Annotated in this window: 28 protein-coding genes; 14 read left to right on the forward strand and 14 right to left on the reverse strand. The window is 34.8% G+C overall.

Going from position 1 to position 26,022, the window contains the following annotated elements; translation table 11 throughout:
- Positions 1 to 399 precede the first annotated feature (399 nt).
- The gene (locus tag OMO38_RS12770; protein WP_264750561.1) at positions 400 to 2,928 is read left to right on the forward strand and encodes a DUF5686 and carboxypeptidase regulatory-like domain-containing protein; all 2,529 of its coding nucleotides are present in this window, start codon (positions 400 to 402) and stop codon (positions 2,926 to 2,928) included.
- Between the two features lie 413 nt (positions 2,929 to 3,341).
- Here the strand turns inward: OMO38_RS12770 and rpmA are convergent, their stop codons facing one another.
- The 3 genes from rpmA to OMO38_RS12785 form a co-directional block, all read right to left on the reverse strand.
- Entirely contained in the window at positions 3,342 to 3,599 is a 258-nt protein-coding gene (rpmA, locus tag OMO38_RS12775) for a 50S ribosomal protein L27 (protein ID WP_034677604.1), read from the reverse strand.
- Positions 3,600 to 3,627: 28 nt separating this feature from the next.
- Positions 3,628 to 4,005, reverse strand: coding sequence for a 50S ribosomal protein L21 (gene rplU, locus OMO38_RS12780; RefSeq protein WP_263002820.1), 378 nt, complete (start codon positions 4,003 to 4,005; stop codon positions 3,628 to 3,630).
- Positions 4,006 to 4,084: 79 nt separating this feature from the next.
- A complete protein-coding gene (locus OMO38_RS12785; protein WP_264750562.1) occupies positions 4,085 to 4,981 on the reverse strand; it encodes a GLPGLI family protein in 897 nt (298 codons plus the stop codon).
- 72 nt (positions 4,982 to 5,053) lie between these two features.
- On the opposite strand from OMO38_RS12785, the gene OMO38_RS12790 reads away from it, so the two are divergent.
- Together OMO38_RS12790 and OMO38_RS12795 are read left to right on the forward strand one after the other, a co-directional pair.
- A complete protein-coding gene (locus OMO38_RS12790) occupies positions 5,054 to 5,596 on the forward strand; it encodes a hypothetical protein (protein WP_264750563.1) in 543 nt (180 codons plus the stop codon).
- A gap of 1 nt (position 5,597) precedes the next feature.
- Positions 5,598 to 6,686 carry an acyltransferase family protein gene (locus OMO38_RS12795; RefSeq protein ID WP_264750564.1) on the forward strand — a complete coding sequence of 363 codons (1,089 nt, stop codon included), beginning with the start codon at positions 5,598 to 5,600 and terminating at the stop codon, positions 6,684 to 6,686.
- A 33-nt stretch (positions 6,687 to 6,719) separates the two neighbouring features.
- Here the strand turns inward: OMO38_RS12795 and OMO38_RS12800 are convergent, their stop codons facing one another.
- Complete coding sequence (locus OMO38_RS12800) at positions 6,720 to 6,962, reverse strand: hypothetical protein (RefSeq protein WP_264750565.1); 243 nt, start codon at positions 6,960 to 6,962, stop codon at positions 6,720 to 6,722.
- Between the two features lie 139 nt (positions 6,963 to 7,101).
- On the opposite strand from OMO38_RS12800, the gene OMO38_RS12805 reads away from it, so the two are divergent.
- From OMO38_RS12805 to OMO38_RS12825, 5 genes are all read left to right on the forward strand, one after another.
- Positions 7,102 to 7,683: a MiaE family protein gene (locus OMO38_RS12805; RefSeq protein WP_264750566.1), complete on the forward strand. Its 582-nt coding sequence runs from the start codon at positions 7,102 to 7,104 to the stop codon at positions 7,681 to 7,683.
- 9 nt (positions 7,684 to 7,692) lie between these two features.
- Complete coding sequence (locus tag OMO38_RS12810; RefSeq protein ID WP_264750567.1) at positions 7,693 to 8,310, forward strand: DUF502 domain-containing protein; 618 nt, start codon at positions 7,693 to 7,695, stop codon at positions 8,308 to 8,310.
- A gap of 80 nt (positions 8,311 to 8,390) precedes the next feature.
- Positions 8,391 to 9,389, forward strand: coding sequence for a DsbA family protein (locus tag OMO38_RS12815; RefSeq protein WP_264750568.1), 999 nt, complete (start codon positions 8,391 to 8,393; stop codon positions 9,387 to 9,389).
- A gap of 1 nt (position 9,390) precedes the next feature.
- Positions 9,391 to 10,476, forward strand: coding sequence for an FAD-dependent oxidoreductase (locus tag OMO38_RS12820; protein ID WP_264750569.1), 1,086 nt, complete (start codon positions 9,391 to 9,393; stop codon positions 10,474 to 10,476).
- 1 nt (position 10,477) lies between these two features.
- Positions 10,478 to 11,635 (forward strand): pyridoxal phosphate-dependent aminotransferase, encoded by a 1,158-nt coding sequence (locus OMO38_RS12825; protein WP_264750570.1) that lies wholly within the window; start codon positions 10,478 to 10,480, stop codon positions 11,633 to 11,635.
- Between the two features lie 481 nt (positions 11,636 to 12,116).
- Here the strand turns inward: OMO38_RS12825 and OMO38_RS12830 are convergent, their stop codons facing one another.
- The 6 genes from OMO38_RS12830 to OMO38_RS12855 form a co-directional block, all read right to left on the reverse strand.
- Entirely contained in the window at positions 12,117 to 12,269 is a 153-nt protein-coding gene (locus OMO38_RS12830) for a hypothetical protein (protein ID WP_264750571.1), read from the reverse strand.
- A gap of 34 nt (positions 12,270 to 12,303) precedes the next feature.
- Positions 12,304 to 12,735: a hypothetical protein gene (locus tag OMO38_RS12835; protein WP_264750572.1), complete on the reverse strand. Its 432-nt coding sequence runs from the start codon at positions 12,733 to 12,735 to the stop codon at positions 12,304 to 12,306.
- A 12-nt stretch (positions 12,736 to 12,747) separates the two neighbouring features.
- The gene (locus OMO38_RS12840; RefSeq protein ID WP_264750573.1) at positions 12,748 to 13,854 is read right to left on the reverse strand and encodes a hypothetical protein; all 1,107 of its coding nucleotides are present in this window, start codon (positions 13,852 to 13,854) and stop codon (positions 12,748 to 12,750) included.
- Positions 13,854 to 14,078 (reverse strand): hypothetical protein, encoded by a 225-nt coding sequence (locus tag OMO38_RS12845; protein ID WP_264750574.1) that lies wholly within the window; start codon positions 14,076 to 14,078, stop codon positions 13,854 to 13,856. The genes OMO38_RS12840 and OMO38_RS12845 overlap by 1 nt, the downstream gene beginning before the upstream one ends.
- Before the next feature lie 242 nt (positions 14,079 to 14,320).
- Positions 14,321 to 14,539, reverse strand: coding sequence for a hypothetical protein (locus tag OMO38_RS12850; protein WP_264750575.1), 219 nt, complete (start codon positions 14,537 to 14,539; stop codon positions 14,321 to 14,323).
- A 12-nt stretch (positions 14,540 to 14,551) separates the two neighbouring features.
- Positions 14,552 to 14,770, reverse strand: coding sequence for a hypothetical protein (locus OMO38_RS12855; protein ID WP_264750576.1), 219 nt, complete (start codon positions 14,768 to 14,770; stop codon positions 14,552 to 14,554).
- A 264-nt stretch (positions 14,771 to 15,034) separates the two neighbouring features.
- On the opposite strand from OMO38_RS12855, the gene OMO38_RS12860 reads away from it, so the two are divergent.
- Positions 15,035 to 15,796 (forward strand): response regulator transcription factor, encoded by a 762-nt coding sequence (locus tag OMO38_RS12860; protein WP_264750577.1) that lies wholly within the window; start codon positions 15,035 to 15,037, stop codon positions 15,794 to 15,796.
- A 25-nt stretch (positions 15,797 to 15,821) separates the two neighbouring features.
- Here OMO38_RS12860 and OMO38_RS12865 read toward each other — a convergent pair whose 3' ends face one another.
- Entirely contained in the window at positions 15,822 to 15,980 is a 159-nt protein-coding gene (locus OMO38_RS12865; protein WP_264750578.1) for a hypothetical protein, read from the reverse strand.
- Between the two features lie 346 nt (positions 15,981 to 16,326).
- A complete protein-coding gene (locus OMO38_RS12870; protein WP_264750579.1) occupies positions 16,327 to 17,022 on the reverse strand; it encodes a hypothetical protein in 696 nt (231 codons plus the stop codon).
- Between the two features lie 499 nt (positions 17,023 to 17,521).
- Between OMO38_RS12870 and OMO38_RS12875 the strand changes: the two genes are divergently transcribed.
- Positions 17,522 to 19,216, forward strand: a complete 1,695-nt coding sequence (locus OMO38_RS12875; protein WP_264750580.1) for a helix-turn-helix domain-containing protein — start codon at positions 17,522 to 17,524, stop codon at positions 19,214 to 19,216.
- 104 nt (positions 19,217 to 19,320) lie between these two features.
- Here the strand turns inward: OMO38_RS12875 and OMO38_RS12880 are convergent, their stop codons facing one another.
- Positions 19,321 to 20,520: a PQQ-dependent sugar dehydrogenase gene (locus OMO38_RS12880; protein ID WP_264750581.1), complete on the reverse strand. Its 1,200-nt coding sequence runs from the start codon at positions 20,518 to 20,520 to the stop codon at positions 19,321 to 19,323.
- 189 nt (positions 20,521 to 20,709) lie between these two features.
- Between OMO38_RS12880 and OMO38_RS12885 the strand changes: the two genes are divergently transcribed.
- From OMO38_RS12885 to uvrB, 4 genes are all read left to right on the forward strand, one after another.
- Positions 20,710 to 21,081, forward strand: coding sequence for a BlaI/MecI/CopY family transcriptional regulator (locus OMO38_RS12885; RefSeq protein WP_264750582.1), 372 nt, complete (start codon positions 20,710 to 20,712; stop codon positions 21,079 to 21,081).
- A 2-nt stretch (positions 21,082 to 21,083) separates the two neighbouring features.
- The gene (locus OMO38_RS12890) at positions 21,084 to 22,931 is read left to right on the forward strand and encodes a M56 family metallopeptidase (protein WP_264750583.1); all 1,848 of its coding nucleotides are present in this window, start codon (positions 21,084 to 21,086) and stop codon (positions 22,929 to 22,931) included.
- Between the two features lie 190 nt (positions 22,932 to 23,121).
- Positions 23,122 to 23,550 carry a hypothetical protein gene (locus tag OMO38_RS12895; RefSeq protein ID WP_264750584.1) on the forward strand — a complete coding sequence of 143 codons (429 nt, stop codon included), beginning with the start codon at positions 23,122 to 23,124 and terminating at the stop codon, positions 23,548 to 23,550.
- A gap of 155 nt (positions 23,551 to 23,705) precedes the next feature.
- A complete protein-coding gene (gene uvrB, locus OMO38_RS12900) occupies positions 23,706 to 25,697 on the forward strand; it encodes an excinuclease ABC subunit UvrB (RefSeq protein WP_264750585.1) in 1,992 nt (663 codons plus the stop codon).
- A gap of 69 nt (positions 25,698 to 25,766) precedes the next feature.
- On the opposite strand, the gene OMO38_RS12905 is transcribed toward uvrB, so the two are convergent.
- Positions 25,767 to 26,021: a DUF3820 family protein gene (locus OMO38_RS12905; protein ID WP_264750674.1), complete on the reverse strand. Its 255-nt coding sequence runs from the start codon at positions 26,019 to 26,021 to the stop codon at positions 25,767 to 25,769.
- Position 26,022 lies beyond the last annotated feature (1 nt).

Raw genomic sequence — 26,022 nt, forward strand, 5'->3', positions numbered from 1 at the left:
ATCTCGCAATACAGATTGAGCGCTTCATTAAAAAACAGAAATCAACAAAATTTATAGAAATGCTTTGTGACGAAAACTCACAACTCTCAGGAATTTTAGCACCGTTGGTTAGAGTCCCGAAAATTCGGGATTAATCAGAGGGTCCTTGGTTCGAGCCCAAGAGGAGGAGCAAAAAAGACTTACATTATTGTAAGTCTTTTTTGATTTTAAAACGCATATTATTCCTAAAGCAGAATATTTATCAAATATCAAATTCTCACAGTGCCTGAGCGTATTATTCATAGCTTTATTTTCGTTACATTTGCATTTTGATAGACAAACCCAAAAGTCTTTAAAAAACTTTTAAATTTTAATTATAAACAGCACAATTTTTGTTTAGCTAAATGCTTGAAGATACGAATGATGTCAACCAATCAACTTAAATACGGTTTCCTTTATATTTCCCTTTTAATAACCAGTTTTTTTCATGCTCAGAACACAGCAAACGGAAAAATTACAGACGCTAAAAACAACAAAGAAATCAGTGGAGTTGATATCTTTATCAATGACAATAATACACCAGCTCTTACCACGACTTCAGGAAACTTCAGCATACAGTCTGACAGCATTATTTACAAACTTAAATTTCAGAAAAAAAACTATGCTTTAGAAAGTGTAGATATCAGTGCAGTCAAAAACAGCAATCTGCTTGTTAAATTGTCTTCCGAGAAAGTTAGCAGCATTGAAGAAGTTGTTATTCATAACGAAAAGACGAAATTTAAAAACAAGAAAGAAAATCCGGCCTACCGAATTATGCAGGAAGTCTGGAAGCGCAAGAGAAATAACGGTCTTGATAAATTTGACACCTACACTTACAAAGAATACGAGAAAATTCAGTTTGACGCCAATAATTTGGACAGCGCATTCATGAACAGAAAAATCTTTAACAAGTTAGATTTTATCTTTGATTACGCAGATTCTACTGCACGGGGAAAAATGGCCTTGCCTATTTTCTTAAATGAATCAATTTACAATCACTTCGGAGAAAATAAACCTAACAAGAAGACAAAGAAACTTTTAGTCGCTCAAAAGACTTCAGGATTCCAGGACAATCAGGTGATTGCAATTACTGCCAAGAATCTTTACCGTGATATTAATATTTACGATAATACTTTAAACTATTTCGACATTGGATTTCCAAGCCCGGTGGGAACGGATGGTTTCAGCACGTATGATTACAATCTTACCGACACTGTCTCTATCCGAGGCGAACAGGCGTATAAAATACGTTACCAGCCCAGAAGAACTGAAGTTTTGGCTTTTCAGGGATATCTTTACATCGATACCGATTCGTATGCAGTTCTGGAAGCCACTTTAAAGTCGACCAACAAAATCAATGTTAATTTCATCAATGCCATTTCAACAGAGCTTGAATATGACAACCCTGATGACGAAACATTTTTACCTAAGAAATACGTTACAGAAATTGAAATGACGCCTTTCTCCAAAAAGAAAAGTGCCAAGAGCATTATCGCAAAGCGTTCTGTAGATTATTCTGATTATGATTTTAATAAACCTTTGGCAGATTCTCTTTTCACGAGAAGAAAGGAGGAATATGATGACCGTTTTGTGGATAAGGATGATGCTTTTTGGGTAACAGCAAGACCGGATTCACTTTCGAAGCAGGAAAAAGGCGTTTACGAAATGCTGGATAAATTACAGCAGACTCCAAAATTCAACAGAATCTTAAAGCTGACTGAAACATTAGCTTCGAGATATTATAATGTCACAAAGGGAATTGATTTAGGTCCAATTACTTCTGTTTATGGGAAAAACGATGTGGAAGGTGACAGAATACGTTTGGGTGCAAGAACATACTTTGGACAGAATGACCCTTGGAGGATTGAATTTTACAATGCTTACGGTTTTAAAGATCAACAGTTCAAATACGGTGTGGAAGGTCGATACATGTTTAATAGAGTCAACCGTTTTATGATTGGCGGGGGAACCAAAAGAGACATCACCCAACTTGGCGTACAACTGACCACAGAAGATGGAATTCTATCGCGTTCATTCGCTTCTTCAACGGTATTTGCGAGAGGAGAAAATGCCTCATTGAGTTCGGTAAACCAAACGAGTTTCTTTACTTCTATTGAGCCCTGGAAAAACTTTCAGGTAAGAGTTGACGGAACGATGCAGAGCATTAAATCTGCAAATCCTTCAGGTTTCAGTTTGATGTATTACAGAAATGGTGACTTGAGAAAAACAACAATTGATTCACACGTTACGGTGAGTTTAATTGCAAGGCCTGGTGCTACATTCTCCCAAACGGGAGTTGACCGTTATGAACACGGAACTTTAGCCCCGACGATTGTTTTAAAATATACAAGAGGGATTGACGGATTATTTAATGCCGATTTCAATTATAATAAACTGCAGTTTATGTTTTATAAACCAGTCCTTTTGGGAAGCTGGGGAAAAACGTTTCTGAACTTTGAAGCTGGCAAAAACTTTGATACCGTTCCTTTGGCGTTACAGAATATTATTCCCGGAAATCAGTCGTATGGAATAGTTCCGAATACATTTGCTCAGTTAAATTACTATGAATTTGTTGCGGATACTTACTCTACCCTTCACATAGAACATCATTTTAACGGTAAAATTCTTTCATTTATTCCTTTAATTAAGAAACTGAAACTGAGAGAAGTTGCATTCATAAGAGGAGCTTACGGATCTTTGAGTGATGCTTCTAAAAACATTAACGTTGAAAATTTAAAATACTCAGCACCGGATCAGCAAATTTATTATGAGTACGGATTTGGAATTGAGAATATCGGTTTCGGAAACATCAGAATATTCCGTGTAGACTTTAACTGGAGAGGAAATTATCTTGACCGTCCGGATGCTTCTAAGTTTGGAATTAAGGCCGGATTCCAGTTTGGGTTCTAATTCTTTTGATATGCATTTCTTTAATGAGCCTGCCGAACTATTCACATGTTTTACTTATTATGATATTCTATTCTTGTCAGTAATAATCATAATTAACTATTTTATTTTCACGATGAAGATGAAACTAAATACAGTTTCCAAAGTCTTTATTTTATTACTGTTTTTCATTCTCATCCCTTTTATTTCAAGTAAAATAGAACTACACAACGTCCAGGAAAAATTTAAAATAGTAGATGGATTTAATCTTTTGTATTTATTTCTTAAATTTCCAATTTGGTGGACCTTGGGAATTGTAGAAATTCTATTCTTGTCTAAGCTACTGAAAAGACAATCATCCCAACGTAAAATAAGTTAAGCACAAAAAATCCTCAACAAAAATGCTGAGGATTTTATTTTATAAAACGCTTTTTAAATTATGCGTTTGGCTCAATAGATACGTAAGATCTGTTGTTTGCTTTCTTTCTGAAAACTACTTTACCGTCAACAAGTGCGTGCAAAGTGTGATCTTTACCCATACCAACATTTTCACCTGGGTGATGTTGAGTACCTCTTTGTCTGATAATAATGTTACCAGCAATAGCGTCTTGTCCACCGAAAATCTTCACACCTAATCTTTTAGAATGAGATTCTCTACCGTTTTTGGAACTACCAACTCCTTTCTTGTGTGCCATTTTATTTTAAGGTTTTTTGGTTTAACAATTATTCTGCGCTTTCAGCGTCAGCTTTTTTAGTTGTTTTTTTAGCAGGCTTCTCTGCTTTTTTACCTTCAAATCCTGTAATACCAGTAATTTGAATTTGAGTTAAAGATTGTCTGTGACCGTTCTTTACTTCATAACCTTTTCTTCTTTTCTTTTTGAAGACGATTACTTTATCAGCCTTTACGTGGTCAAGGATCTCTGCCTCTACAGTGATACCGCTTACAGCTGGGGCGCCTACCGTGATTGCTCCGTTTACAGTAAGAAGAATTTTATCGAAAGATACTTTTCCTCCTTTGTCTCCTTTCAAACGGTTCACAAACAACTTCTGGTCTTGCTCAACTTTATATTGAAGCCCTGCTATTTCTACAATTGCAAACATTGTCTATAAATTTTTAGTTAATTCGAGGTGCAAATGTACTGATTATTTCTTTAGTAACAACATGATTTTGAGAAATTTTCTACTTTCTGTGTAAATTTAATTCCAGTTGATTGTTGACTGTTTTATATTTCTTTGCCATCGACTCTTCAAAATACTTAATAATTTCAGGATTACTCGTCAATTTAGCACCCGATTCTGTAGTCACAGTCATCGAATTATTTGGATTTGCCAAATCAAGTTTGATGTCTTTTGCAGGATCATTTTTGTAAGACATAAAGAGCTTTTTATATTGAGCAGGATTCACTTTCACGCCCTGAAATTCATTATCTGCCTCATTCTGTAAAGCTAAAATATAATCCCACGAATGATCTTCAGCTTTTAATTTTTTATTTCCTTTCAATAAAAACTGATGTGATTTTGTTTTGTCTTCGAGTTTTACAATTAATCCCGGCAAGCCTTGAAATTTGTATGGACCGTCAGTAAATGGCAAGTCCTGAGAAAACCACGCCTCCCAAGTCCTACCTCCAAAATTTGCAGTTGCTTTCTGACAGTTGTAGTTTTCTATTTTCTGCGTTTCGGGAAGAATATTCCATTGTAAGACAGGTGTTTCTTCCACAATCATATTGGTCTGTTCGATATTCGTAAACCAGTTTGTTTTAAAACTCGGATAAGATTTTTCTATTAAATAAGAAACATTCCACTCATCCGTAGTGGAGGAATAACTTATACTGTTCGGAGTAGATTTTCTCTGCTGAATAATTGAATGGTTCATCGCAGAATCGCTTGCATATTGAGCCTGACCATAAAAATAAGATTTCGTCGGGAAAATATCAAGATTCATAAATTCCTTTTTAAGACTGTCGGTTTTCGTGGAATCAATCCTGAACTGATATTCATAGGTAAAACGATTTCCCTGCGCCGAGAGATTAAGACTGACTAAAAGAATTAAAATAAGACTCAAAATATGCTTCATCATTTTGTGATTAATTCTTCAAATATAGAAATTAAATTGCTTCTGTTTTATTTGTACTTTTGGAAAAAACTTACAATGAAGATAATTTTAAGCATTTTACTTTGTTTATCGCTAACGTCATGCACTGTTTACGGTGTAACCAATGATTACAAAAAACTTTCAGAAAAAGATAAATCGATGATTGTGCCCTTACAGAGTTTTGAGCAGACTGACAGTCAACACGTGTACAAAATAAACGGACAACAGCTTAAATCAGAATTATCAAAACATCCAAAATCATTGGTTTATATATTTACCAATGGATGCACATCACAGTATTGCCTTCCGATGTCAAACTACGAGAGATTTGCAAAAGAAAACAATTACAAACTTTTTCTTGTGATGGAAGGTTATTCACAACTTCAGAAGACCACTGAGCAGCGTTCCGAAGTTTTCAGAGAGCCACTGTATTCAATCGATAATGATTTTTATAATTCTTGGTATTCTGTAAGATATCACAGGCTTTTTGAAAACGAATTGCGAGGAATTGAGAAAAAAGCCAAACCTGAATGGGAAGGAAGTTTATATTTTTTCAATTACGATAAACTAGAAAAAGTAACAAGAGAATTACCTCAGTAATATGAACAGAGATCTCTACATCGATTTTGCGAAAGGTCTAGCCACGCTTTCCATTATATTTATCCACACCGCATTTTGGTCGGGACAGTTTTACATCCTTCCGGAAGTACGGGTTTTTTCATTGGTTTTTGATGTTGCACTTTTCTATGCTTTAAGCGGAATCACCTCAGGCTCCAACATCGAAAAAACACTGTACAGACTCCTCAAATTACAGATCACCTACATGATTTTTGTAACGCTGCTGTTCTTTTTAGATTATTTCTTTAAAATTTTCGGGCTTACCTTTTTCTCGCTCGAATGGTTGCAGAGCTTCTATTCGACCTTCGGTTCAAAATACTCGGCAACAAGCATTTCAACAGCTCCACAGTGGCAGAACTTAGGAAACTGGTATCTTCATGAGTATTCCAATGCTGATACTTTCCCTGTAGTTATGGGAAGTTTTTGGTATTTAAAAGTATATTTTATCCTCACCGTTTTTGGCGTTTTAATTTTAAGATTCTTTCCTAAACACGTCAATTGGTTTATAGGAATCTGCATTGCTCTAACGTTGATATTCAATATTTTCCCGGAAATATATCCGAGCGGACAGGTCGGTTATGTAGCCTTTTACATGACGATATTTCTTGTCGGTAACAGAATGCGCGGCAAGACAATTCCAACAAAGATGATTCCCGTGCTTTATGGATTGGTAGCAGCAGCCTTAGTATGGATGTTCTGGTATTTCGGTGACGATGTATTCTTCAAAATCAATAAGAAGAAATTTCCGCCTCAAACGGCATACATCATTTGGACATTCTTTTCACTGACAACTTTATTTGTTTTATACAACCGATTAAAAATTACCAAAGAAAATTTCGTTACGCACATTGGTAAAAATGCGATATTCTTTTATTTCGGACAGGGAATCAGCTCGTCGTTGGTGTATTTCCTGGTCGTGCCGATGAAAGAATCAATGCCTTGGTGGGTTTTAATGGTTCTCATTTATGTTATCAATGTGATTCTGGCATTCATTATCGCTACGGGTCTGAAGAAATTTGATGCTTTGGGATGGAAGGTTTTAGAATTTTTACGTAAAAAAACCGCTCAGTAAATTACTGAGCGGCACTATTATTTTTTTGATATCTTAATCTCTTCTTCCTCTGCCTCCACCTCTTACAAGAAGTGCGATCACTACGATAAGAACTACTCCACCAATGATAAGATATGTAGGATCCATATACCACTGTTCTGTTGTGGTAGTCTTAGTAGACGTGCTTACCTGAGTGTCAGGTGCTGTGTCCTGAGCAAAACTCATTACACTGAAGAATAAAGCCAGCATTGAGAATGCAAACTTTTGCAAATTTTTTGTAATTAATTTACTATTCATAATTTATATTTTTAATGTAATTAACTGTAAATCCAACTCTATGCCACAGACGTTTACATTATCAAAAAATTTCACAAATACAGATTCGGCGTCGCAGAATGTGAATTTTATTAATTAAATTTACCAAAATTTTTAAATCATGTTTAAGTTGAAACTTCCTACCGATCCAAGGTGGGCAAATATTGCGGAGGACAACATTCAGGAAATTTTAACCGATCATGCTTGGTGCGAACAGAAAGCGGCTACCAATGCGATCGGGTTGATCACCATGCTTCCGGAACGTCCGGACATCGTGACAGAGTTGTTGGCAATTGCTCAGGAAGAACTGGAACATTTCGGTCAGGTGCTGGAGATTATCAAGAAGCGTGGTTATACTTTTGGACGTACCAGGAAAGACGATTACGTCAACGAGTTGGTAAATTTCATCCAGAAAGGAGGTCACAGAGATACAATGATTGTCGACAAAATGCTTTTTGCGGCCATGATTGAAGCGAGAAGCTGTGAGCGGTTCAAAGTTTTAACAGAAAATATAAAAGACGAAGAACTAAAAGTATTCTATAAGGAACTGATGATTTCTGAAGCTAATCATTACACAACATTTATCGGTTTCGCAAGAGAATTGGGCGACCCTGAAAAAGTAAATAAACGTTGGGAAGAATGGTTGGAATACGAAGCCAAAATCATTAAATCTTACGGAAACAAAGAAACCATACACGGCTAAAAAATCCCATTGAAAAAACTTACTTTTGAAAATATCACAAATTTTTTCCTGAAAAACTTCTTTCAGGGATTATTAATCATTGGCCCAATCGGGTTGACGATTTTTGTGATTTGGTATGTGATTTCCTCCATCGACAACATGATTCCGTCTGTGGCAAGACAAATTCCGGGATTGGTTTTCGTTTCTACGCTTTTGGTTACCGCACTACTCGGATATCTGGGAAACAAATTCGTGGTGGGTCGATTTTTTGTGGATGCTATCGACCGCGTGCTGGAAAGAACTCCCGGCATCAAACATATTTATTCGCCGACAAAAGATGTGATGTCTTCGTTCGTGGGTGATAAGAAAAAATTTAACGATCCTGTCTGGGTAAAAACCAATGAAAATCCGGAAATCTGGAGAATTGGCTTCCTCACCCAAAAAGATATGTCCGACGTTCATAAACACGATTTTGTTGCGGTGTATCTTCCGCATTCTTATGCAATCTCGGGTTGGGTTATTGTCACTGCAGAAAAAAACATTAAACCTGTGATCGGAATGACAGCTGCCACTGCAATGAAGTTTGCGGTAAGTGGCGGTGTGGCAGGATTTCATTCAGACGACAACGTATTTAAGGCTCCGGAGTAGAATTTTCGTAATATCAAAAGATTTGATTGTTTTATCATTTCTACCACTAATATTATGTTAAATCAAAAATATACTCGACGATGGATACAGCTCTCATGACAGTTCTGTCTATACTTCTCAATTTTTTTAATGCTAATCATTTGAATACTATGAATAATAATCCTCTTCTCAATTGCGATTACGAAAAAGGTGTGTGCGAAATTTTGAAAACACCTGCTGACGAATCATCTTCTGCTGAATTTACCACAGCAAAAACAGATAAAATTAAAATTATATACTACACAGATCCTATCTGCTCATCATGTTGGGGAATTGAAGCTCAGCTTAGAAAATTTAAACTGGAATATGGTGATGCCGTAGAAATCGATTACCGAATGGGCGGACTTCTACCGTCGTGGGATATCTACAATTCAGGTGGAATCAGTAAGCCGAGTGACGTTGCAGGACATTGGGAAGAAGTGAGCCCGCATTATAAAATGCCAATCGACGGTGGCGTTTGGATTGAAGATCCTTTAAACTCATCATATCCTCCATCCATTGCATTCAAAGCAGCACAGATGCAGGATGAAAAGAAAGCGATTGTATTTTTAAGAATTCTCCGTGAAATGGTCTTCTTAGACAAATTAAATATCACAAAAGATGAGCATCTTGAAAAAGCTGCGGCTTTGGCAAAATTAGATGTTGCACAATGGAAAGATGATTATGAATCTAAAGCACAAATCGAGTTTAAAAAAGATCTTGATCTTGGAAAACAGTTGGGAGTAAGAGGATTTCCTACTTTGATCTTCGTGAAAGATGATGAAATGCTTGACGTACTGTATGGTTTCAAACCTTACGAAGAGTTTGAGAAAAGAGTAAAAAAGATCAATCCTCAAGCGAAAAAGAAAGAATATTCTGCAGACTGGCAAAATCTGTTTGCGGTATATCCAACTTTGACCACTCAGGAATTTGCTGTACTTTCTAATATTTCGTTTGAAAAATCTCAGGAATTTTTACTGAATCTGAGCGCTGAAAATAAATTGAAGCACAAGAAGATTAAAAATGGTGATCTTTGGATTTTGAATTCAAATTCTAATTAAAATGAGCAAAGTTGCAATTGTAGGAGCCGGCGTTTCAGGATTAAGCATGGCCAATTATTTAGAAAAAAACAATATCGATTACCATCTTTACGAAAGACGCACAAAAGACGACTTAAAGGGTCATGGTTTTATCCTGCCTAAAGAAGGAATTGAATATCTTTCTGAAATTATTGACATCAATGATCTTTATACCAAAGGTAGTTTCCTGAAAAAATATATTCATTACTGTCACAACGGAAATGTTCTTTCAGAAAAAGATCTGGATAATGTTTTTGTGATTTCAAGAAGTACTCTGATTGAAGTTTTAAGCCAAAATATTCCGGCAGACAAAATTTCTTACAGAAATACGCTTAATCTGACAGGTTTTTCAGATGGTAAAGCCGAACTTGAATTTGAAGATCACACAAAACTGCAGGCTGATGTTGTGATCGCATCAGACGGTTCACGAAGCAGAATCAGAAGGGCAATCTTTCAGGATGAAGTGATGAAAGCAGTGCGAGAAAATGAAGTCGTGAACATTATTGAAAATGAAGAAATTGCCAGCCAAATTGAAGGCAACTTTCACAAATTTCATCATGAAGACGGCGGTTTAACTTTCGGTGTTTTAAAACTGTCTCCTACTAAAATCCTCTGGTATTGCCAGTTTGACATTACCCGTTATTTTATTAACGAAGATTATACAGCGGACTGCATCAGACAGTTTATGCTAGACAATTTCGGAGACTGGAATCCTTTGGTTTCATCGATTGTAAAAGAATCAAGCTACGACAATGCACACATCTGGAGAGTATATGAACTGGAAAAACTGAATCCTTTTCATTATAAAAATATTGCATTTCTCGGTGACGCAGCGCATCCTCTGATTCCTTTTACGAGTCAGGGTGTAACTTCGGCATTGAAAGATTCTTATATTCTGACTCAGCTTTTACTGGAAAATAAAGATCTGGAAGAAACCTTTGAAAAATATGAGCAGGAAAGAAAACCTGAGATAGAAATACACATCAAAAACGGCAGAATACTGCTTGAGCAGTTTTTGTTACCTGTCAGCGAACAACCAAAAGACTCTTTACCAATCTCTTACAAATAATATGTTTAATAATACTGATATAAATTTTGAGGCTCTCAAAAAAAAGGCCTACAACGGAAGATGGGCAACATTAGAAGACGGAATCATCCCTCTTACCGCTGCTGATCCGGATTTCAGAATGTCTGCCGAAATCGAGCAGGGCATTATTGAATATATTAAAGATGGCTATTTAAGCTACGGACCATTTTCCGGATTACCTGAGTTTAAAAAAAGCGTCTCAGAGCATTTCAATACAGGGAAAAACGGAAATTTCACTCCTGAAAATGTTTTGGCAGTCAACAGTGCTGCAATGGGAATGTTTATGGTTGCCAAATATGTTCTGAATCCCGGCGACGAAGCGATCATCTTTGATCCGGTTGATTTCTTATTTAAAAAAACCGTTGATGCAGTGGGTGGAGTTTTGAAATTATGTCCGGTAGATTCCAAAACCGGAGATATCGATTTTGAGACATTGGTTTCCCTAATCAGTCCGAAAACCAAGATGATCAGCATCTGCAACCCTCACAATCCGGTTGGTCGTGTGTATTCAAAAGAAATTTTAATTAAAATCTCTGAAATTGCCGCAGCTCATGATCTTTGGGTAATGAGTGATGAAATCTGGAGCGATATTGTTTACGATAAAAAAGAATTCAATACCTACTCTTCTGTTTCTGAAGCCGCAAAAAAGAAAAGTTTCACTGTATTCGGATTCTCAAAATCATTTGGAATTGCTGGTTTAAGAATCGGTGCTGTTTTATGCAATGATCAGGAGCTGTTGGATGATTTCACAGAAAAATCTCAGTTTAATTCTACCATTGAAGGCGTTTCCACTTTATCACAAATTGCTGCCAGTGTAGCCATCGACAGGGCGAAGCCATGGTTTAATGACTTCCTGACGCATTTACAGCATAACCGGGATTTGGCGCACAGCATCCTGAGCAACACAGGAATTTTAACCCCGAACTTACCTGAAGCTACTTTCGTGATTTTCCCAAAAATAGAAAACGGAATGCCGAGTGATGAGTTTGCCCAACACGTTCTACAACAAGCTAAAGTGGCTGTAGTTCCCGGCTCCGAGCGTTGGTTCGGAAAAGGAGCAGAAGGCCACATCAGAATCTGCTTTTCTACCTCGAGAGAGATTTTGGAAGAGGGACTGAACAGGATTATTAAGAGTTTTTAAACAAGATAAGGGGTGAAGTTTTTCATCCCTTATCTGTATAATCACTGGTAAAACTAACATTTTACAAGGCTTCTTAACATACAATGCATAATAATCAGTTTATCAGTCTTCTTTATTTTTGCTGTATATAAAGTAACCAATATTATTTTTTTGTTGATAAAAGATAATATATCATAGTACCCCAAAAAGGACAAATTATTATCAAAAAAGAATAGTTAACTCTTTCTCTTTTTGTCAACTTAGGGTTGTTTCTAACGGAAATTAATCCGGTGATGATAGTGAATATGATTGCTATTATAATTAGCACTGCAAAGATCTCCATGGTTGTATATATTTAAGTTTTGACAATTTCGTAGTGCTTTGTTTAAGAAGCACCAATAAATAGGCTAAGTAATTAGATCGTATTTCATCTAAGCTTCGTCTGCTATTTTGTTATAAAAATAAATGATCTTCTTAGCCAAGACATTTTTCGATTTTAATTTTACTTTCTGATAAAATTTATAAAAAAATATCCTGCGGAAATAATTAGGCTTCCAAAACTAATGATTGAAGGAAGATCCCAGATTTCGTGATAGTAATTTGTAAAAGTAGCGGCAGATGCCTGAGCTGCGAATAAAATGGCAATTTGTTTCATTGTTTTATTTTTTTTGATAAACTCACATTAATATTTAAAAACTGAATCTGTAAAATAAATTCATGGCGGTGAATATTTTAGCTTTATTAAAATTGTTGGAAACTTTTAGTCCTACAAGAGATTTTTGCTCTATTCGATAACCCATGTTTACACCAAGCTGGTAGTTGAGATATGTTTTATCCTCAGCGAACGCAGCTCCAAAGCCAGTGAATCCTGAAAAGACAATCTTTTTTTCCGAAGAAGATTCCAATCCAAATACGGCATTCGCCAGATTTATATCTCTTGACTGAATATAGTTGGCTTCCACAAAATAATTGTTGTTGAACTGGTAACCGACCGCAAGGTCAAAATCAAAAGCAGCTGTTTTTTTATGTGCCAATACTCCGGCTCCAGCTGATACATAAGTGCTGTTTTGTGAAAACACTAAAGATGACAGTAGTAAAAATGGCAATACTAATTTTTTCATGTATATTTTAGTTTATTTAATTTTTATGTTTAATTTTTCCCAATCTTCCGTAGAGTTAAGTAGACTTTGCATTTCACAAAGATTTTGTGGAGTAATAGTTTTATTGTTGACGGAAATGATTTCTTTGCTTATTCCGAAGTTGGAATCACTTGTAGAATAGCTTACTATTAACTTTCCTTGATATGCGCTTGCCACATGTACAGCATGATTTTTAGAATATGGATTATTCAGCTTTGTAGCGTCTATTATTTTGTAATAGATTTTCTTGTTTTTGCGGTCAATTATCCAATTGAATTTTTTTATAAAATTAAAATTTACAATGCTGCGTTTTGACCCTTTTGAAATTCCAACGTACTGAGTGAATTTTGTATTTTTCATCTGGAAATCCGCATCATACATTTTCAAATGATTTACAATCTGTGAACCTCCCACACTTTTTCCGATATAATCAATAGAATTCAAAAGTTCTTTAGGCTTAAAAATTTCATCATTTAAAAGTATTGGTCCATTATTACCTGTATCAAAAATGAAAAAGTCACTTCTTCCCAATGCAAACAATTTGATTTTAAAAACCGAAGACACAGAACTGAATTTGCTTTCCATGAATGTATATCCAATTGGAGCAGTTTGCAATTTATCGAGTATTTTGATGTAGCCTTTTTCATAATTCAATTCTACGGGCAAGTCAGAATCTGTCATGATGTTGATCAAACCTTCATATTCATCATTATGGAAACAGTCTTCTTTTTCTCTACCTGTTATAAAAATGGGAATGTTCTTTAGCCTGAAAAGTTTTGAGGAAATAGAATCTGTTACATAGTAAACAGATGAAACTTTATACTGTTTGTCAAAACCCGAAATATCACGCTGTCTAAGAATTTTGGCTTGCTTAAGATCGAATTTTGCTTCATTAATTGTAACATCAGCTCCGCTCCCAGTATCAAAATACAGGTTATAGTTCGCACCATTTATACTTGCAGTTACTGTTTTCTTATTGTCATTGTTGAAGTTGAGCACAACACCTTTTTCATAAATGTACGATTGATTGAACGCATTTGCAATCTCTTTACAAGAAGTTAATAAGTAGGCGAATACAAATAGTAATATTATTTTTTTCATTATTGTTTCTTGATTATTGTAGAAAGATATTTTATAAAGATCACGGTAAGCGCACCGAAGCATATTCCCCAGCTGAAGGATTTCTTTACAAAGTCTTTGATTTCTTCATTCCCTTCAGAGATCATTGTATCGAAAACTGAGGAGCTGAAAAATCTGGAGATTACGAATGCAAAGATAATGAGCGGAATTGCATTGATAAATTTGTTTTTGGTATTTACAGTCATTTCTTATTCTCTTGTTTTACTAGTGTTTCCGTAAAAGTTTTGTATAGTTTTTATCATCAATATAAATACTGAATGTTTAAAAATAATAACACATAGTTTCTTTTAAAATCAATAGATTCTTGAAAGAAGTTTGTTAACGTGGCGAACACTATTTTAAAGCTGGTCATGCTGATTATCACGCTTTTATAAATTATGTTCTGGTTGAACTTTCAAGCCAGTATCTTTTATTATTCGTTTATTGATCATTTATTTTTGTAATAATTTCTAATCACTTTAAGCATTGTGATAGTAGCAAAAATGTTCAGGAACAATAAAACAATATTGACCTTTAGATCAAACGGTTTCTGAAAAAAATCTGTCATTGTAGCAACCATAATAATTAAGCTGATTATGTAGACGGTAAGACTTATTAAAAATTGTGTTTTGGTTGGGTTTTCAAGCCAGTTTCTTTTGTTATTCATCTGATTAATTATTTAGTTTTTTTTGAAATAGTTTGTTGAAATTTTTGCAATTGCAATCGTTGCAAAGGTGAGGACGACAAGAAGCATATAATTTTCTCTGAAAGCCGGTGCTTTTTCAAAAAGTTCTGTCATAACAGCTACGATTAAAATTAAACTTACAAAGTACCAAGCTAAAACTATTATAAATTGTGTTTTTGTGGGATTTGTTACCCAATTGGTTTTCTGGCTCATAAATTATGTTTTAAATTTTAAAGAATTTTAATTTTATTTCTGCAACAAATGTATAATCGCTAAAAAAAACAATTGCTACACTAAAGGTTAGTTTCAAAGTTTAGCTTAGAATACTACACTTTTGGTTAGTCGGGTGACAAGCGTATAATTTTTTCTTATTTTAGGCAGCCCATAACATTTATATTTTTATAAGTCCTACACTTTTGTGTAGATTTGTTTTAATTTTCAAATAACTGCACAACAGTGTGGTTGTAATTTTATCAGATGAGGGAAAAATTCAACAGCTTTTTTTCAAATAAAAATACCATTACTGAAATTTCAGATAAGGATATTTCACAGACAGAAAACTATCTGGAAGTCGTAAAAACCTTTGCCAAGCTCACATATCAAAGTGTCTATATTATCGATTATCAAAAGAGAAATTTTGAATATGTCTCAGATAATCCTATTTTTTTATGTGGCTTAACCTCTGAAGAAGTTAGAGAACTTGGCTACGATTTTTATTTTAAAAATGTGGGAGAGAAAGACCTGAACTTACTTTTAAAAATCAATCAAATTGGATTTGATTTTTTCGACAATCTTCCGGTGGAGGACAGAAAAAATTATACGATTTCCTATGATTTTCATATCATTAATGAAAAAAAGAATTCAATCCTCATTAATCATAAACTTACTCCACTATTCCTGAATGAAGAAGGCAAAATATGGAAGGCAATGTGCATTGTTTCTTTAAGCCCAAATCATTCTTCAGGGAACATCATCATCTCCAGTATAAAGTCAGAAATTATATCAGAATTTAATCTCGAAGATAATGTGTGGGAGAATAAAAAGAAGGCAAAATTATCTGACCGTGAAACTGAGATTTTAACTTTACATGCGAGAGGCCTAACGATCAATGAAATTGCAGAAAAAATCTTTTTATCTCCCGATACGGTAAAATTCCACAGAAGAAAGCTATTTGAAAAAATGGGTGTGGAAAATATCACTGAAGCTTTATCTTACGCCACTCATAATAAACTGTTGTAAAGTAACCATTATATAAAAAAAGTGATTAAAATTGCCTTCCAAGAAAATTTACAATCAAATATCCAGCGGAAATGACAAGGCTTCCAAAACTAATGATTGAGGGAAGATCCCAGATTTCGTGATAGTAATTTATAAAAGTGGCGGCAGATGCCTGAGCTGCGAACGGAATAGCGATTGGTTTCATTGTTTTATTTTTAAAGTTAATTATTGTTAGTGTTTAGAATCTTTGCAAGAAATTTTATAAAGATCACTGTAAGCGCACCGAAGCATATTCCCCAGCTGAAGGATTTCTTTACAAAGTCTTTAATTTCTTCATTTCCATTTGACATTATTGTTTCAAAAACGGAAGAATTAAAAAATCTGTAGATGACAAATGCAATGATAATGAGCTTAATTGCATCGCTAATTTTATTATTGGTATTAGAATTCATTACTATTTTTGTTGGTTAACCAAAAGGAATATTCCATAAATAACACTCCTGTAAAATTTATTGATGAGTATTTTCTTAGCTGCGAAACGGTAAAGAGTTTTACTTATTAATTTTATTAAGAACACCCTGTAAGTGACCTTTACCGTATATTAAAGCAATTTTATCGCTTTTTTCACGGATAATGCCATCCACGATTACTTTATCTCTAAAAGTAACTATAGCATCCTTCCTGTATTTTTTCTTCAGATTTTTACCACGACAACTATCTTTTGCAGTAATTGCATTTTCCATTTCACACTTATTGAGTTTTATTTCACCATAATTTTTCTCGTAGTATTTGACGATATCCAAAGCTGTAACATCCACATTTTTGCTATTACTTTCATCTAATCCAAAGTCTGAATACGATGGCTGTTCCAATAATTCTTCTTTCATTTTAACTCCATGCTCTTTCAGAAGCTGTACGTAACCTTTTTCAGGAGAAATTCCGATGTCTCCTGTAATTTTTTTCAGTTTTCGGCGCGTTATCTCATCTTTTGCATCGACAGTTACTTTTTCATAAAGAAAATAATATCCTTCTTTTTTCAAGATTTCTATTTTACTCTTAATATCATTATAGAACTTTTCTGTACCCACATGTTTCATTGGAAAAAAAATCAATGACTTGCCAGCACTTTTTGTTTCAATTGTTTTTATTTCAGAATCATAAAATCCTGCTTGTTCCAATTTGTCTTGTGCATTCATACTGCCAGATATACATATCAACGTGATCGCAGAAATTATAAATTTTTTCATAATATTATATTCCTAATGTTTTGTATAAAAGCTTCTAACCACCTTAATTATTGTTAATGTTGCAAAAATGTTTAGGATTGATAAAATAACACTGACTTTGAGATCTAGTGGTTCTTGAAAAAAATCAGTCATTACAGCAACCATGATGGTCAAGCTGATTAAATAGACTGTCAGACTTATAATCAATTGTGTTCTGCTTGGATTTTCGATCCAACTGCTTTTTTGATTCATGATCGTTTTATTTTTTAAATTTTGAATTCCTTGTCCTTTCTGAGGCAAATATATTGTGCTAAAAATCTACTTTCCAAATTCTGAAAATCAAGCAACTGAGCAAAAAGAAAATTTTCATTAGAAAGCAGGAAAGGAATCTTTTCTAAAAGGAAAACAGTCTTTCTAAAAAGAAAAATGGTGAAAATTTGCCGTTGATTTTCAATGCATTAAATGATAATTGGATTTAACCTAAATATTTCCGTTATTTTGCAGATAATTCCCTTTCTCAATGACCAGAAATTGTCGGTTTTTACTTCTCATTTTAAGTCTTATTTTCTTTTCGGACCTTTTTAGAGGACAAAACCAAACAAATTTTAACGAATCTTCCCAATTCGAAGAGATTCACCAAGAAATCATAACTGCTAAAAACAGAGACCAAGCTTTTGCGTTTTGCAAAAAATACATTGATTTAGCTAAAAAAGAAGACAACCCTCAGGAATTACTTAATGGTTATGAAAGTGCATCAGGTATGGCTAATGATAGCATTGGTCTAAAGTATGGAGACAGCATCTTAAATTTAGCAATAAAATTGAAGGATCAGGTTGCTATTGGAAATTCCTATTACACAATAGCCACAAGAAGTTTAATGCTATCAGATTATAAAAAAGCTTCAGAATTTTCGGTCATTGCTTACGATTATTATTTAACTCAAAAGCCAGAGGAAGTAGTAAAATCTATATTTACGATAGCAAAACTGAAATCTTTAATTAATGAGGATGAAGCTGCTCAAAAACTGTTAAACGAACAGTATCAAAATCTCAAGAAAAATCTAACGCCACCTAATAATAAATTATGGTATCGGTTTTATTTGACTTCATTGATAATGACAAATGCAAAACTTCAAAAACACAAAGAAAATGAACTTCTTATCAAAGAGTCTTACAATTTTGACAAGACAAACAAAGAAATTAGTTTAAGTAATTATCAAGCAATTTTTGCAGATGCTTACAATGATTTTTACATGAAAAATTATACGTCTGCAATACAAAAAATAAATCTCGCGACAGATATGATGGGTAAAACCAATATTGAAGTATCTGAAAACATAAATTTTCTTTTAGCCCAATGCTATTGGAAAACCGGCAAAATAGATAAAGCTTTCCCAATATTTGAAAAAATAAAAAACAATTTTCTTAAAACCAAGAGAACATCTTTGGCCTTCCGTCCGGCATTCGACTTCTTTACAGAATATTATAAAAAGAACGGAACTACAGAACAGCAATTAGCTTCATTAAATAATCTGCTTGAGTTTGACAAGTTTGAAAAAGATGTTAAAAACTACGTTCAATTAAAGCTGAAAGACTTTGACGACAAACATAAAACAAAAGAGCAGGCTCTTTCTGAAGATGAGCAAAAGTTTAGCGATTGGCTTAGTATCGCCATTATTTCTTTAAGTTCGATTGGCCTCGCATATTTTGTGTATCGAAAATTAAAAGCCAATAAAAAGAAAGCCGATCTAAAAGTTGTAGAAATTCAGAAAACACCTACAGAGATTCCTCAACCAAAGCATAACAGGGACGAAATACAGGAAACTTCTGATGGTACCGAGATCGATTATAGTTTGTACCGACCGATTAACAAACTTACCGTCGATCAGATTCTCGCTTCCATGAAAAATTTCGAATCTTCCTTTGGATTTTTGGAACAAGATTTAAAACTCACCACTTTAGCACAAAAAATGAATACTAACGAAAAGTATTTGAGTAAAGTCATTAAAATCTACAAAGGAAAAACATTTAATTCCTATCTCACAGACTTAAGATTTGAATATCTTGACGAGAAACTTATAACAGATTCACAATTCAGAAACCAAAAAATCAAGGACATTTCATCTAAATTAGGCTTCGGAAGTCCGGAATTTTTCGCTACTGCTTTTAAAGATAAATATGGAAAATCTCCAAAAGAGTTTTTTGGCTCAAATTAAAAAGCCCTGCAAAAGTTTTTTTGCAAGGCTTCAATATTTATGTGGATCGGATTGCATCCAATCCTTTAAATTTGTCTCTTTGGGACTTTCAGCTTTCAGCTTCTCTATTTCTTAGAAACCCTATACAGTTTCCCACTATCCGTCACCCCATAAAGATTTCCGTCAGAACCATTCAAAACATCTCTGAATCTTTCTTTCTGGTCTAACAGCAGACGCTCTTCACCCACCACTTTAATGTCTTTTAAAACAATTCGGTTGATGTGCTGTCCACTCAGGCAGGCGATGAAAAGGTTGTTTTTCCATTCTTCAATATTTCCGGTGTAGAAAGTGACTCCACTTGGCGAAACTACCGGATCCCAATAATAAACCGGCTGTTCGGTGCCTGCTTTTTGCGTAGTTCCGTTGTTGATTTTGTCGCCGTTGTACTCAATTCCGTAGGTGACATCGCCCCAACCGTAATTTTTTCCGGGCTGGATCAGATTGATTTCATCTCCCCCTCTCGGTCCCATTTCAATATCCCAAAGCTGTCCTTTTTCATCCAAAGCCAAACCCTGAGGACTTCTGATTCCGAAAGCGTAGATTTCTGGTTTGTAACCGGCTTTTCCGATGAATGGATTTCCCTCTGCAGGTTTTCCATCTTTGGTAATTTTTAGAATTTTACCTAAATAATTATCGGTTTTCTGAGCATAAACTCTCGTTTCTTTATCTGACCTTTCTCCGGTGCTTACAAAAAGATTTCCGTCTTTGTCAAACTGTAAACGGCTTCCGTAATGTTTGTCGCCATCGTATGTTGGTGTGGCTCTGAAGATTACTTTTACTTCAGAAATATTTTTCAGGTCAGCAGATAATTTTCCTTTGGCAACTGCTGTATGATTTCCGTCTCCGTAAGGTTCAGAGTAGCAGAAATAAATCATATTGTTTGTTTTGAAATCGGGATCTAAAGCAACATCAAGCATTCCTCCCTGTCCTTTGTCGTCCACTTTTGGAAAGCCTTCGATTTTAGACACTGTTTTTCCGTCTGTAGAAACCACATTGATGAAACCTGATTTCTCGGTAATTAAAAAACGTCCGTCGGGTAGATTAATAATTCCCCACGGTTTGCCTAATGAAGTATTCAGCACTTCTACGTTATAAGGCGTTGTTGTTTTGACTGGTGCAATTCGGGTTTGCCCTTCGAATGCAGGTTTGTAATTGGTGTTTGCTTTTTCTGCTGTAGCTGCAGGTTCGCTGCGTTTACCTTTTCCCTGACAAGATACTATCATCGTTGCCGAGACTAATAAAACGGGTAGGAGTAATTTTTTCATATGTACTATTTATTGGTTTAAGAATTATAAAACAGCCAAACCTAAATAACTGTTTTGCAGAATGGTATTGCTGTTTTCATTATGCCAGAAAATGGCATTACTGAACTGAATGTAAAAATAATGCCATAAAAAATTGCAGAATTAAATTTTTATTCTACATTTGTAGAACAAAATATAAATACGTAGAACATGAAAGAAATTAAACTGACAGATTCTGAAGAAGTAATTATGGAAATGCTTTGGGAAAAACAAAAACTTTTCATGAAGGAAATTTTAGAAACCTATCCTGAACCAAAACCTGCTTCAACTACCGTTGCAACCTTACTCAAAAGAATGCAGAACAAGGATTTGGTGGGCTATACATTATATGGAAATTCACGAGAATACTTTCCGAAAGTCGCGAAAAGTGAATATTTCAAGGAGGAAATGACTTCTATGATTGACCGTTTTTTCAACAGCTCGGTGACTCAGTTTGCATCTTTTTTTACCTCAAACACTAAATTGAGCCAAAAGCAGCTGAAAGAACTTCGTGAAATTATCGACAAAGAAATAAAAGATTAGATATGGAAACCATTATACTGAAAACAATTCTGTGTTCAGCAATTGTGCTTGGTCTTTACTATCTTTTTCTGGCAAAAGAAAAAACGTTCACGTTTAACCGTTTTTATTTGCTTTTGGGGCTTATCTTCTCATACTCTATTCCTTTTTTGACCATCGAAACAGAGGAAATTGTAAAAGAGAAACCAACTTTGGTAATGGAGCAGGAAATCCCAACGCAGGTTTTGCAAAATCCAATTCTTACACAGGAGGAAACTTTTGATTACTCACAATTTCTGCTGATTATCTACTTTGTAATCTCAGGAATTATGATTCTCAAAATGCTTTATTCTGTGGTGAAAATTAAAACACTGAAGGGTCGAAAAATCATTTATAAAAGCCGGAATGTTATCTTACTGGAGAAAAATATAGCGCCGTTTACTTTTTTGAACACTATTTATCTTTCTGAAAAGTCTTTTAAGGATAATAAAATTGACGGTAGAATATTTCTTCATGAAGAAATTCATGTTAAACAGAAGCATTCTCTCGACGTACTTTTTATCGAAACTGTAAAAGCTTTTTCATGGTTCAATCCTTTCATTTATCTGTATAAAAATATGATGACTACCAATCATGAATTTTTGGCAGATGAAGAAGTTATTAAACAGAAAGAAAACATCAAAAACTATCAGGAACTCATTCTGAATGAAGTCCTGAAGCAACAAAATCTACCTTTAACACACCAATTCCATTTCAATAACACCAAAAAAAGATTTATTATGATGACAAAAAGAAATTCAAAATTTGCGGAGGCAAAGAAGTATTTAGCTATTCCCATATTTGCGGTCTTGGCAATTAGTTTTGCTGAAAGGGTTTATGCTAATGACAATAACACATTTAGCAAAGATTTAAGTTTAGCTCAGCCATTAAAAGTCAGTAAAACTTATTCCAGTGATACTGTCAAAGAATTTTTAGAAATCACTAATAAGTATAAGACTATCATTGCAGAGAAAGATTACGAACGATTTTATACTGAAGTTCCAAGAGCAGAACAAGTAAAACTTATTGAACTATTTAATCAAATACACGCCAAAGATTTGAGTAATGTTCCCTTGTGGATTTGGTATGATGAGATACTTAAAGCAATTCCTTCACAAAAGCAGCTTAATCAATTCTTAGATTCAAAATATAAAATTATACTTAACAGAAAAGTTGTAGACAACAGCACTTTAAAAAATTATAAAAACACGGACTTTTATCATGTATACATATTAAAAGTTTTTCCGAAAAATCCAGATTTTGGAAAGTTTGAATACAGCGTTACATTATTTACTTCCGATTATGCTAAAAAGTTTAATAATCAAAAAAATATAGTTATCAGCTTCAGCGGAAGCCGTCAGGAATACCTAGAAGAATTACGAAAAGACACCATTATTCCGAAGAAAAATATTGATGTTAAACTATCAGAATTAAATTCTGCCGGTACCGAATTTAACAACGACAAAAAAGTACAAGATTTGGCAATTGCTCCGGCAGTAAGTGTTACACAGGATGTCACTACACTTCCCGAATACCCAGGTGGAGTAAATGCAATGCGTATTAAAGTTACTCAACATTTTAGTAGCGCAGCTTTGAAAGGAGATGAAGGCACAGTAAAGACAAATATTCTTTTTACAATCAGTGAGAAAGGCGAGGTTTCAAACATAAGATCCACCGGAAATAATGAGGTTTTTAACACTGAAGCAATAAGAGCAGTAAAACTGGCCAATGAAAATGTTACCTGGAAACCCGCCACTAAAGACGGCAGTAACGTAGCATACCTATTTCGACTTCCATTAACAATGATGTTTGAAAATTTTAAGAAAACACAATAAACTATAAAACTTCACCAATCATGTGAAATCCAACCGCAAAGCTGCTGCTTTGCGGTTTCTTGTTAAAAGAGCAAGGTTGAAATGGTTGAAAACTTTGGCTAAGACAATGAGAGTTTAATTATATTTGATAAATCTATTAAGCGAAACTTTTAGATAATTAAATATTAAAATCTTTATTGTAGACCTTCGAATGAAAAGAATCACCGTTTATACCATTTCAATTTTTATTATTCTCATCTCCTGCAATAAGCAAAATGATGAACAGAATATAAACCAAGAAACTCACATGAAAATAACTAATGTCAATTTAGCAGCTACAATTTCTGCTATAAAAACTTCGGATATTTACGAAAATCCAAAAAATTGGCAAACTCGCGGACTCATGCCTTCCAACAAACCCGTAGTTCTACTTCTAAGAAAAGCAACAAATGATTTTCTTGATAAGCTTGAAGAAATTTACAAACGAAAAGAATCATCAGAAGAAAAATTAGAACTTGTATCTGAAATCGTTGACGAGCTTCCTTGGGACGAGTTGGATACTGAAGAAAAAGAATTTTTGGCAGATACATTAACACCCGCTATTAAAGCAGCCGGTCTTGATCCTGTCACAATATTTTAAATAAATCTGAATAGATTTTTTTTATGACCACACTCCTCTTTCCTACATTTTTTATTTCATAAATTTGATGTATGAAACGCCTCGATAAGATTAGCTTTGAAAAGGCCGTATTGGTAAGGTGTTCCATCTGACCAAATAAAAAATAAATATCTCAAATGAAATTTACGCTTCAATCAGAATATAAACCAACCGGAGACCAACCAACAGCTATTGAGAAACTGACTGAAGGTTTGGAAATCGGCGAAAAATATCAGACTTTACTCGGGGTGACAGGCTCCGGGAAAACGTTTACCGTTGCCAACGTCGTTCACAATACTCAAAAACCAACCTTAGTTTTAGCACACAATAAGACTTTGGCCGCTCAGCTTTTTATGGAATTTAAAGAATTCTTCCCCGAAAATGCTGTCGAATATTTTGTGAGCTACTACGATTATTATCAGCCTGAAGCGTACATCGCCAGTTCAGGAACCTACATCGAAAAAGACTTGAGCATCAACGAAGAAGTGGAAAAACTGCGTCTTTCGGCAATTGCCAGTCTGCTTTCTGGAAGAAGAGATGTCTTAATTGTTGCCTCAGTATCATGTATTTATGGTGTGGGAAACCCTGCAGAATTTCATAAGTCGTTAATTTCACTTGAAATTGGTGAAAAAACAACGAGAACTACGCTGCTTCATTCTCTGGTAAATGCTTTATATTCGAGAACATTGGCAGACTTCTCACGCGGTACGTTCCGTGTAAAAGGTGATGTGGTAGACATCTTTCCAGCTTATGCAGATAATGGGGTAAGAATTCAGTTTTTCGGAGATGAAATTGAAAAAATTCAGAGTTTTGATCCTGTTTCCGGTAATACAACTGCGAATTTTGATCAGATTCAAATCTATCCTGCCAACCTTTTTGTAACTTCTAAAGAAACTTTGAATGGCGCAATCAGAAATATTCAGGATGATATGGTTAAGCAGGTCGACTTTTTCTCTGAAATCGGGAAACCTTTGGAATCAAAAAGACTTCAGGAAAGAACTGAACTCGATCTTGAAATGATCAAAGAATTGGGTTATTGCTCAGGAATTGAAAATTATTCGCGCTATCTTGACGGAAGATTGCCCGGCTCACGACCTTTCTGCCTTTTAGATTACTTCCCTAAAGATTACCTGATGGTGATTGATGAAAGCCACGTTACCGTTCCACAGGTTCATGCCATGTATGGTGGTGACCGAAGCCGTAAAGAGGCACTGGTGGAATACGGATTCCGACTTCCCGCTGCAATGGATAACCGTCCGTTAAAGTTTGAAGAATTTGAAGCCATTCAAAATCAGGTTATTTACGTTTCTGCAACTCCGGCAGATTATGAACTGGAAAAGACAGGTGGTGAATATATCGAACAGATTATCCGTCCGACCGGACTTTTAGACCCAATCATTGAGATACGTCCTTCTCTAAATCAGATTGATGATTTAATGGAAGAAATCAGAAAAAGAGCTGAAATTGACGAAAGAGTTTTGGTAACCACCCTGACTAAAAAAATGGCAGAAGAGCTGACCAAGTACTTCACCAAATTCGGAATCAGAACAAGATACATCCACTCAGATGTTGAAACGCTGGAGCGTATTCAGATTATGCAGGATTTAAGGCTTGGAATTTTTGATGTTCTAATTGGAGTTAACTTGCTTAGAGAAGGTTTAGATTTACCTGAAGTTTCGCTTGTCGCTATCCTAGATGCAGATAAAGAAGGAATGTTAAGAAGCAGAAGATCAATGATTCAGACCGTCGGTCGTGCCGCAAGAAACCTGAATGGCCGAGCGATTTTATACGCCGATAAGATCACCAAATCAATGCAGTCGACGATTGATGAAACCGAATACCGTCGTGAAAAACAGATGGCCTACAATACGGAGCACGGTAAAGTTCCTATGGCTTTAAATAAAAAGATTTCTGAAAACCTCGTAGGACGAAGCAAGGATTTCCCGGACGAAAAATATACTCAGAAACAAATCATGCAGAAAGTCGCTGATGTAAAAGCAACGTATGCCACGGAAGATGTTGAAAAACTAGTGGCTCAAAAACAAAAAGAAATGGAAAGTGCTGCTAAAAATTTAGATTTCATTAAGGCAGCGCAGTTGCGAGATGAGATTGCAGTTTTGAAAGGTTAAAAATTTACAGTCAAACAAATAATATCGGCGGCTCCCTTTGGGAGCCGCCGATATTATTTTTAGATTATTTTAAAACTTATAGACCTTAGTCTTTGGTTTCACATATTCCACCTTGCCACCACGAAGCGGCGTGAGTAAATCCATTAAGCCGTTCAATTTAATCTCATAAATTGTGGCCAACTGCATTCCCAATTTACCTTTCGGCATTCCCTGCCTGTTAAACCATTCCAGATAATCTATAGGCAAATCAGCAATAATGGTATTCTGATATTTTCCAAAAGGCATTTTTGCTACACAAATTTCCTGTAATATCTCCGGATTTATT

The organism is Chryseobacterium kimseyorum (genome assembly GCF_025971945.1).
Lineage (GTDB): Bacteria > Bacteroidota > Bacteroidia > Flavobacteriales > Weeksellaceae > Chryseobacterium > Chryseobacterium kimseyorum.

Coding starts and splice junctions, on each gene's coding strand:
- OMO38_RS12890 (WP_264750583.1), top strand. CDS start 21,084: ATGGAAACCATTATACTGAAAACAATTCTGTGTTCAGCAATTGTGCTT.
- OMO38_RS12875 (WP_264750580.1), top strand. CDS start 17,522: ATGACCAGAAATTGTCGGTTTTTACTTCTCATTTTAAGTCTTATTTTC.
- OMO38_RS12770 (WP_264750561.1), top strand. CDS start 400: ATGATGTCAACCAATCAACTTAAATACGGTTTCCTTTATATTTCCCTT.
- OMO38_RS12865 (WP_264750578.1), bottom strand. CDS start 15,980: ATGAAACCAATCGCTATTCCGTTCGCAGCTCAGGCATCTGCCGCCACT.
- OMO38_RS12880 (WP_264750581.1), bottom strand. CDS start 20,520: ATGAAAAAATTACTCCTACCCGTTTTATTAGTCTCGGCAACGATGATA.
- OMO38_RS12895 (WP_264750584.1), top strand. CDS start 23,122: ATGAAAAGAATCACCGTTTATACCATTTCAATTTTTATTATTCTCATC.
- OMO38_RS12795 (WP_264750564.1), top strand. CDS start 5,598: ATGAACAGAGATCTCTACATCGATTTTGCGAAAGGTCTAGCCACGCTT.
- rpmA (WP_034677604.1), bottom strand. CDS start 3,599: ATGGCACACAAGAAAGGAGTTGGTAGTTCCAAAAACGGTAGAGAATCT.
- OMO38_RS12885 (WP_264750582.1), top strand. CDS start 20,710: ATGAAAGAAATTAAACTGACAGATTCTGAAGAAGTAATTATGGAAATG.
- OMO38_RS12835 (WP_264750572.1), bottom strand. CDS start 12,735: ATGAAAAAATTAGTATTGCCATTTTTACTACTGTCATCTTTAGTGTTT.
- OMO38_RS12815 (WP_264750568.1), top strand. CDS start 8,391: ATGGATACAGCTCTCATGACAGTTCTGTCTATACTTCTCAATTTTTTT.
- OMO38_RS12825 (WP_264750570.1), top strand. CDS start 10,478: ATGTTTAATAATACTGATATAAATTTTGAGGCTCTCAAAAAAAAGGCC.
- OMO38_RS12785 (WP_264750562.1), bottom strand. CDS start 4,981: ATGATGAAGCATATTTTGAGTCTTATTTTAATTCTTTTAGTCAGTCTT.
- OMO38_RS12870 (WP_264750579.1), bottom strand. CDS start 17,022: ATGAAAAAATTTATAATTTCTGCGATCACGTTGATATGTATATCTGGC.
- OMO38_RS12860 (WP_264750577.1), top strand. CDS start 15,035: ATGAGGGAAAAATTCAACAGCTTTTTTTCAAATAAAAATACCATTACT.
- OMO38_RS12850 (WP_264750575.1), bottom strand. CDS start 14,539: ATGAATAACAAAAGAAACTGGCTTGAAAACCCAACCAAAACACAATTT.
- OMO38_RS12830 (WP_264750571.1), bottom strand. CDS start 12,269: ATGAAACAAATTGCCATTTTATTCGCAGCTCAGGCATCTGCCGCTACT.
- OMO38_RS12820 (WP_264750569.1), top strand. CDS start 9,391: ATGAGCAAAGTTGCAATTGTAGGAGCCGGCGTTTCAGGATTAAGCATG.
- OMO38_RS12790 (WP_264750563.1), top strand. CDS start 5,054: ATGAAGATAATTTTAAGCATTTTACTTTGTTTATCGCTAACGTCATGC.
- rplU (WP_263002820.1), bottom strand. CDS start 4,005: ATGTTTGCAATTGTAGAAATAGCAGGGCTTCAATATAAAGTTGAGCAA.
- OMO38_RS12805 (WP_264750566.1), top strand. CDS start 7,102: ATGTTTAAGTTGAAACTTCCTACCGATCCAAGGTGGGCAAATATTGCG.
- OMO38_RS12840 (WP_264750573.1), bottom strand. CDS start 13,854: ATGAAAAAAATAATATTACTATTTGTATTCGCCTACTTATTAACTTCT.
- OMO38_RS12855 (WP_264750576.1), bottom strand. CDS start 14,770: ATGAGCCAGAAAACCAATTGGGTAACAAATCCCACAAAAACACAATTT.
- OMO38_RS12800 (WP_264750565.1), bottom strand. CDS start 6,962: ATGAATAGTAAATTAATTACAAAAAATTTGCAAAAGTTTGCATTCTCA.
- uvrB (WP_264750585.1), top strand. CDS start 23,706: ATGAAATTTACGCTTCAATCAGAATATAAACCAACCGGAGACCAACCA.
- OMO38_RS12845 (WP_264750574.1), bottom strand. CDS start 14,078: ATGACTGTAAATACCAAAAACAAATTTATCAATGCAATTCCGCTCATT.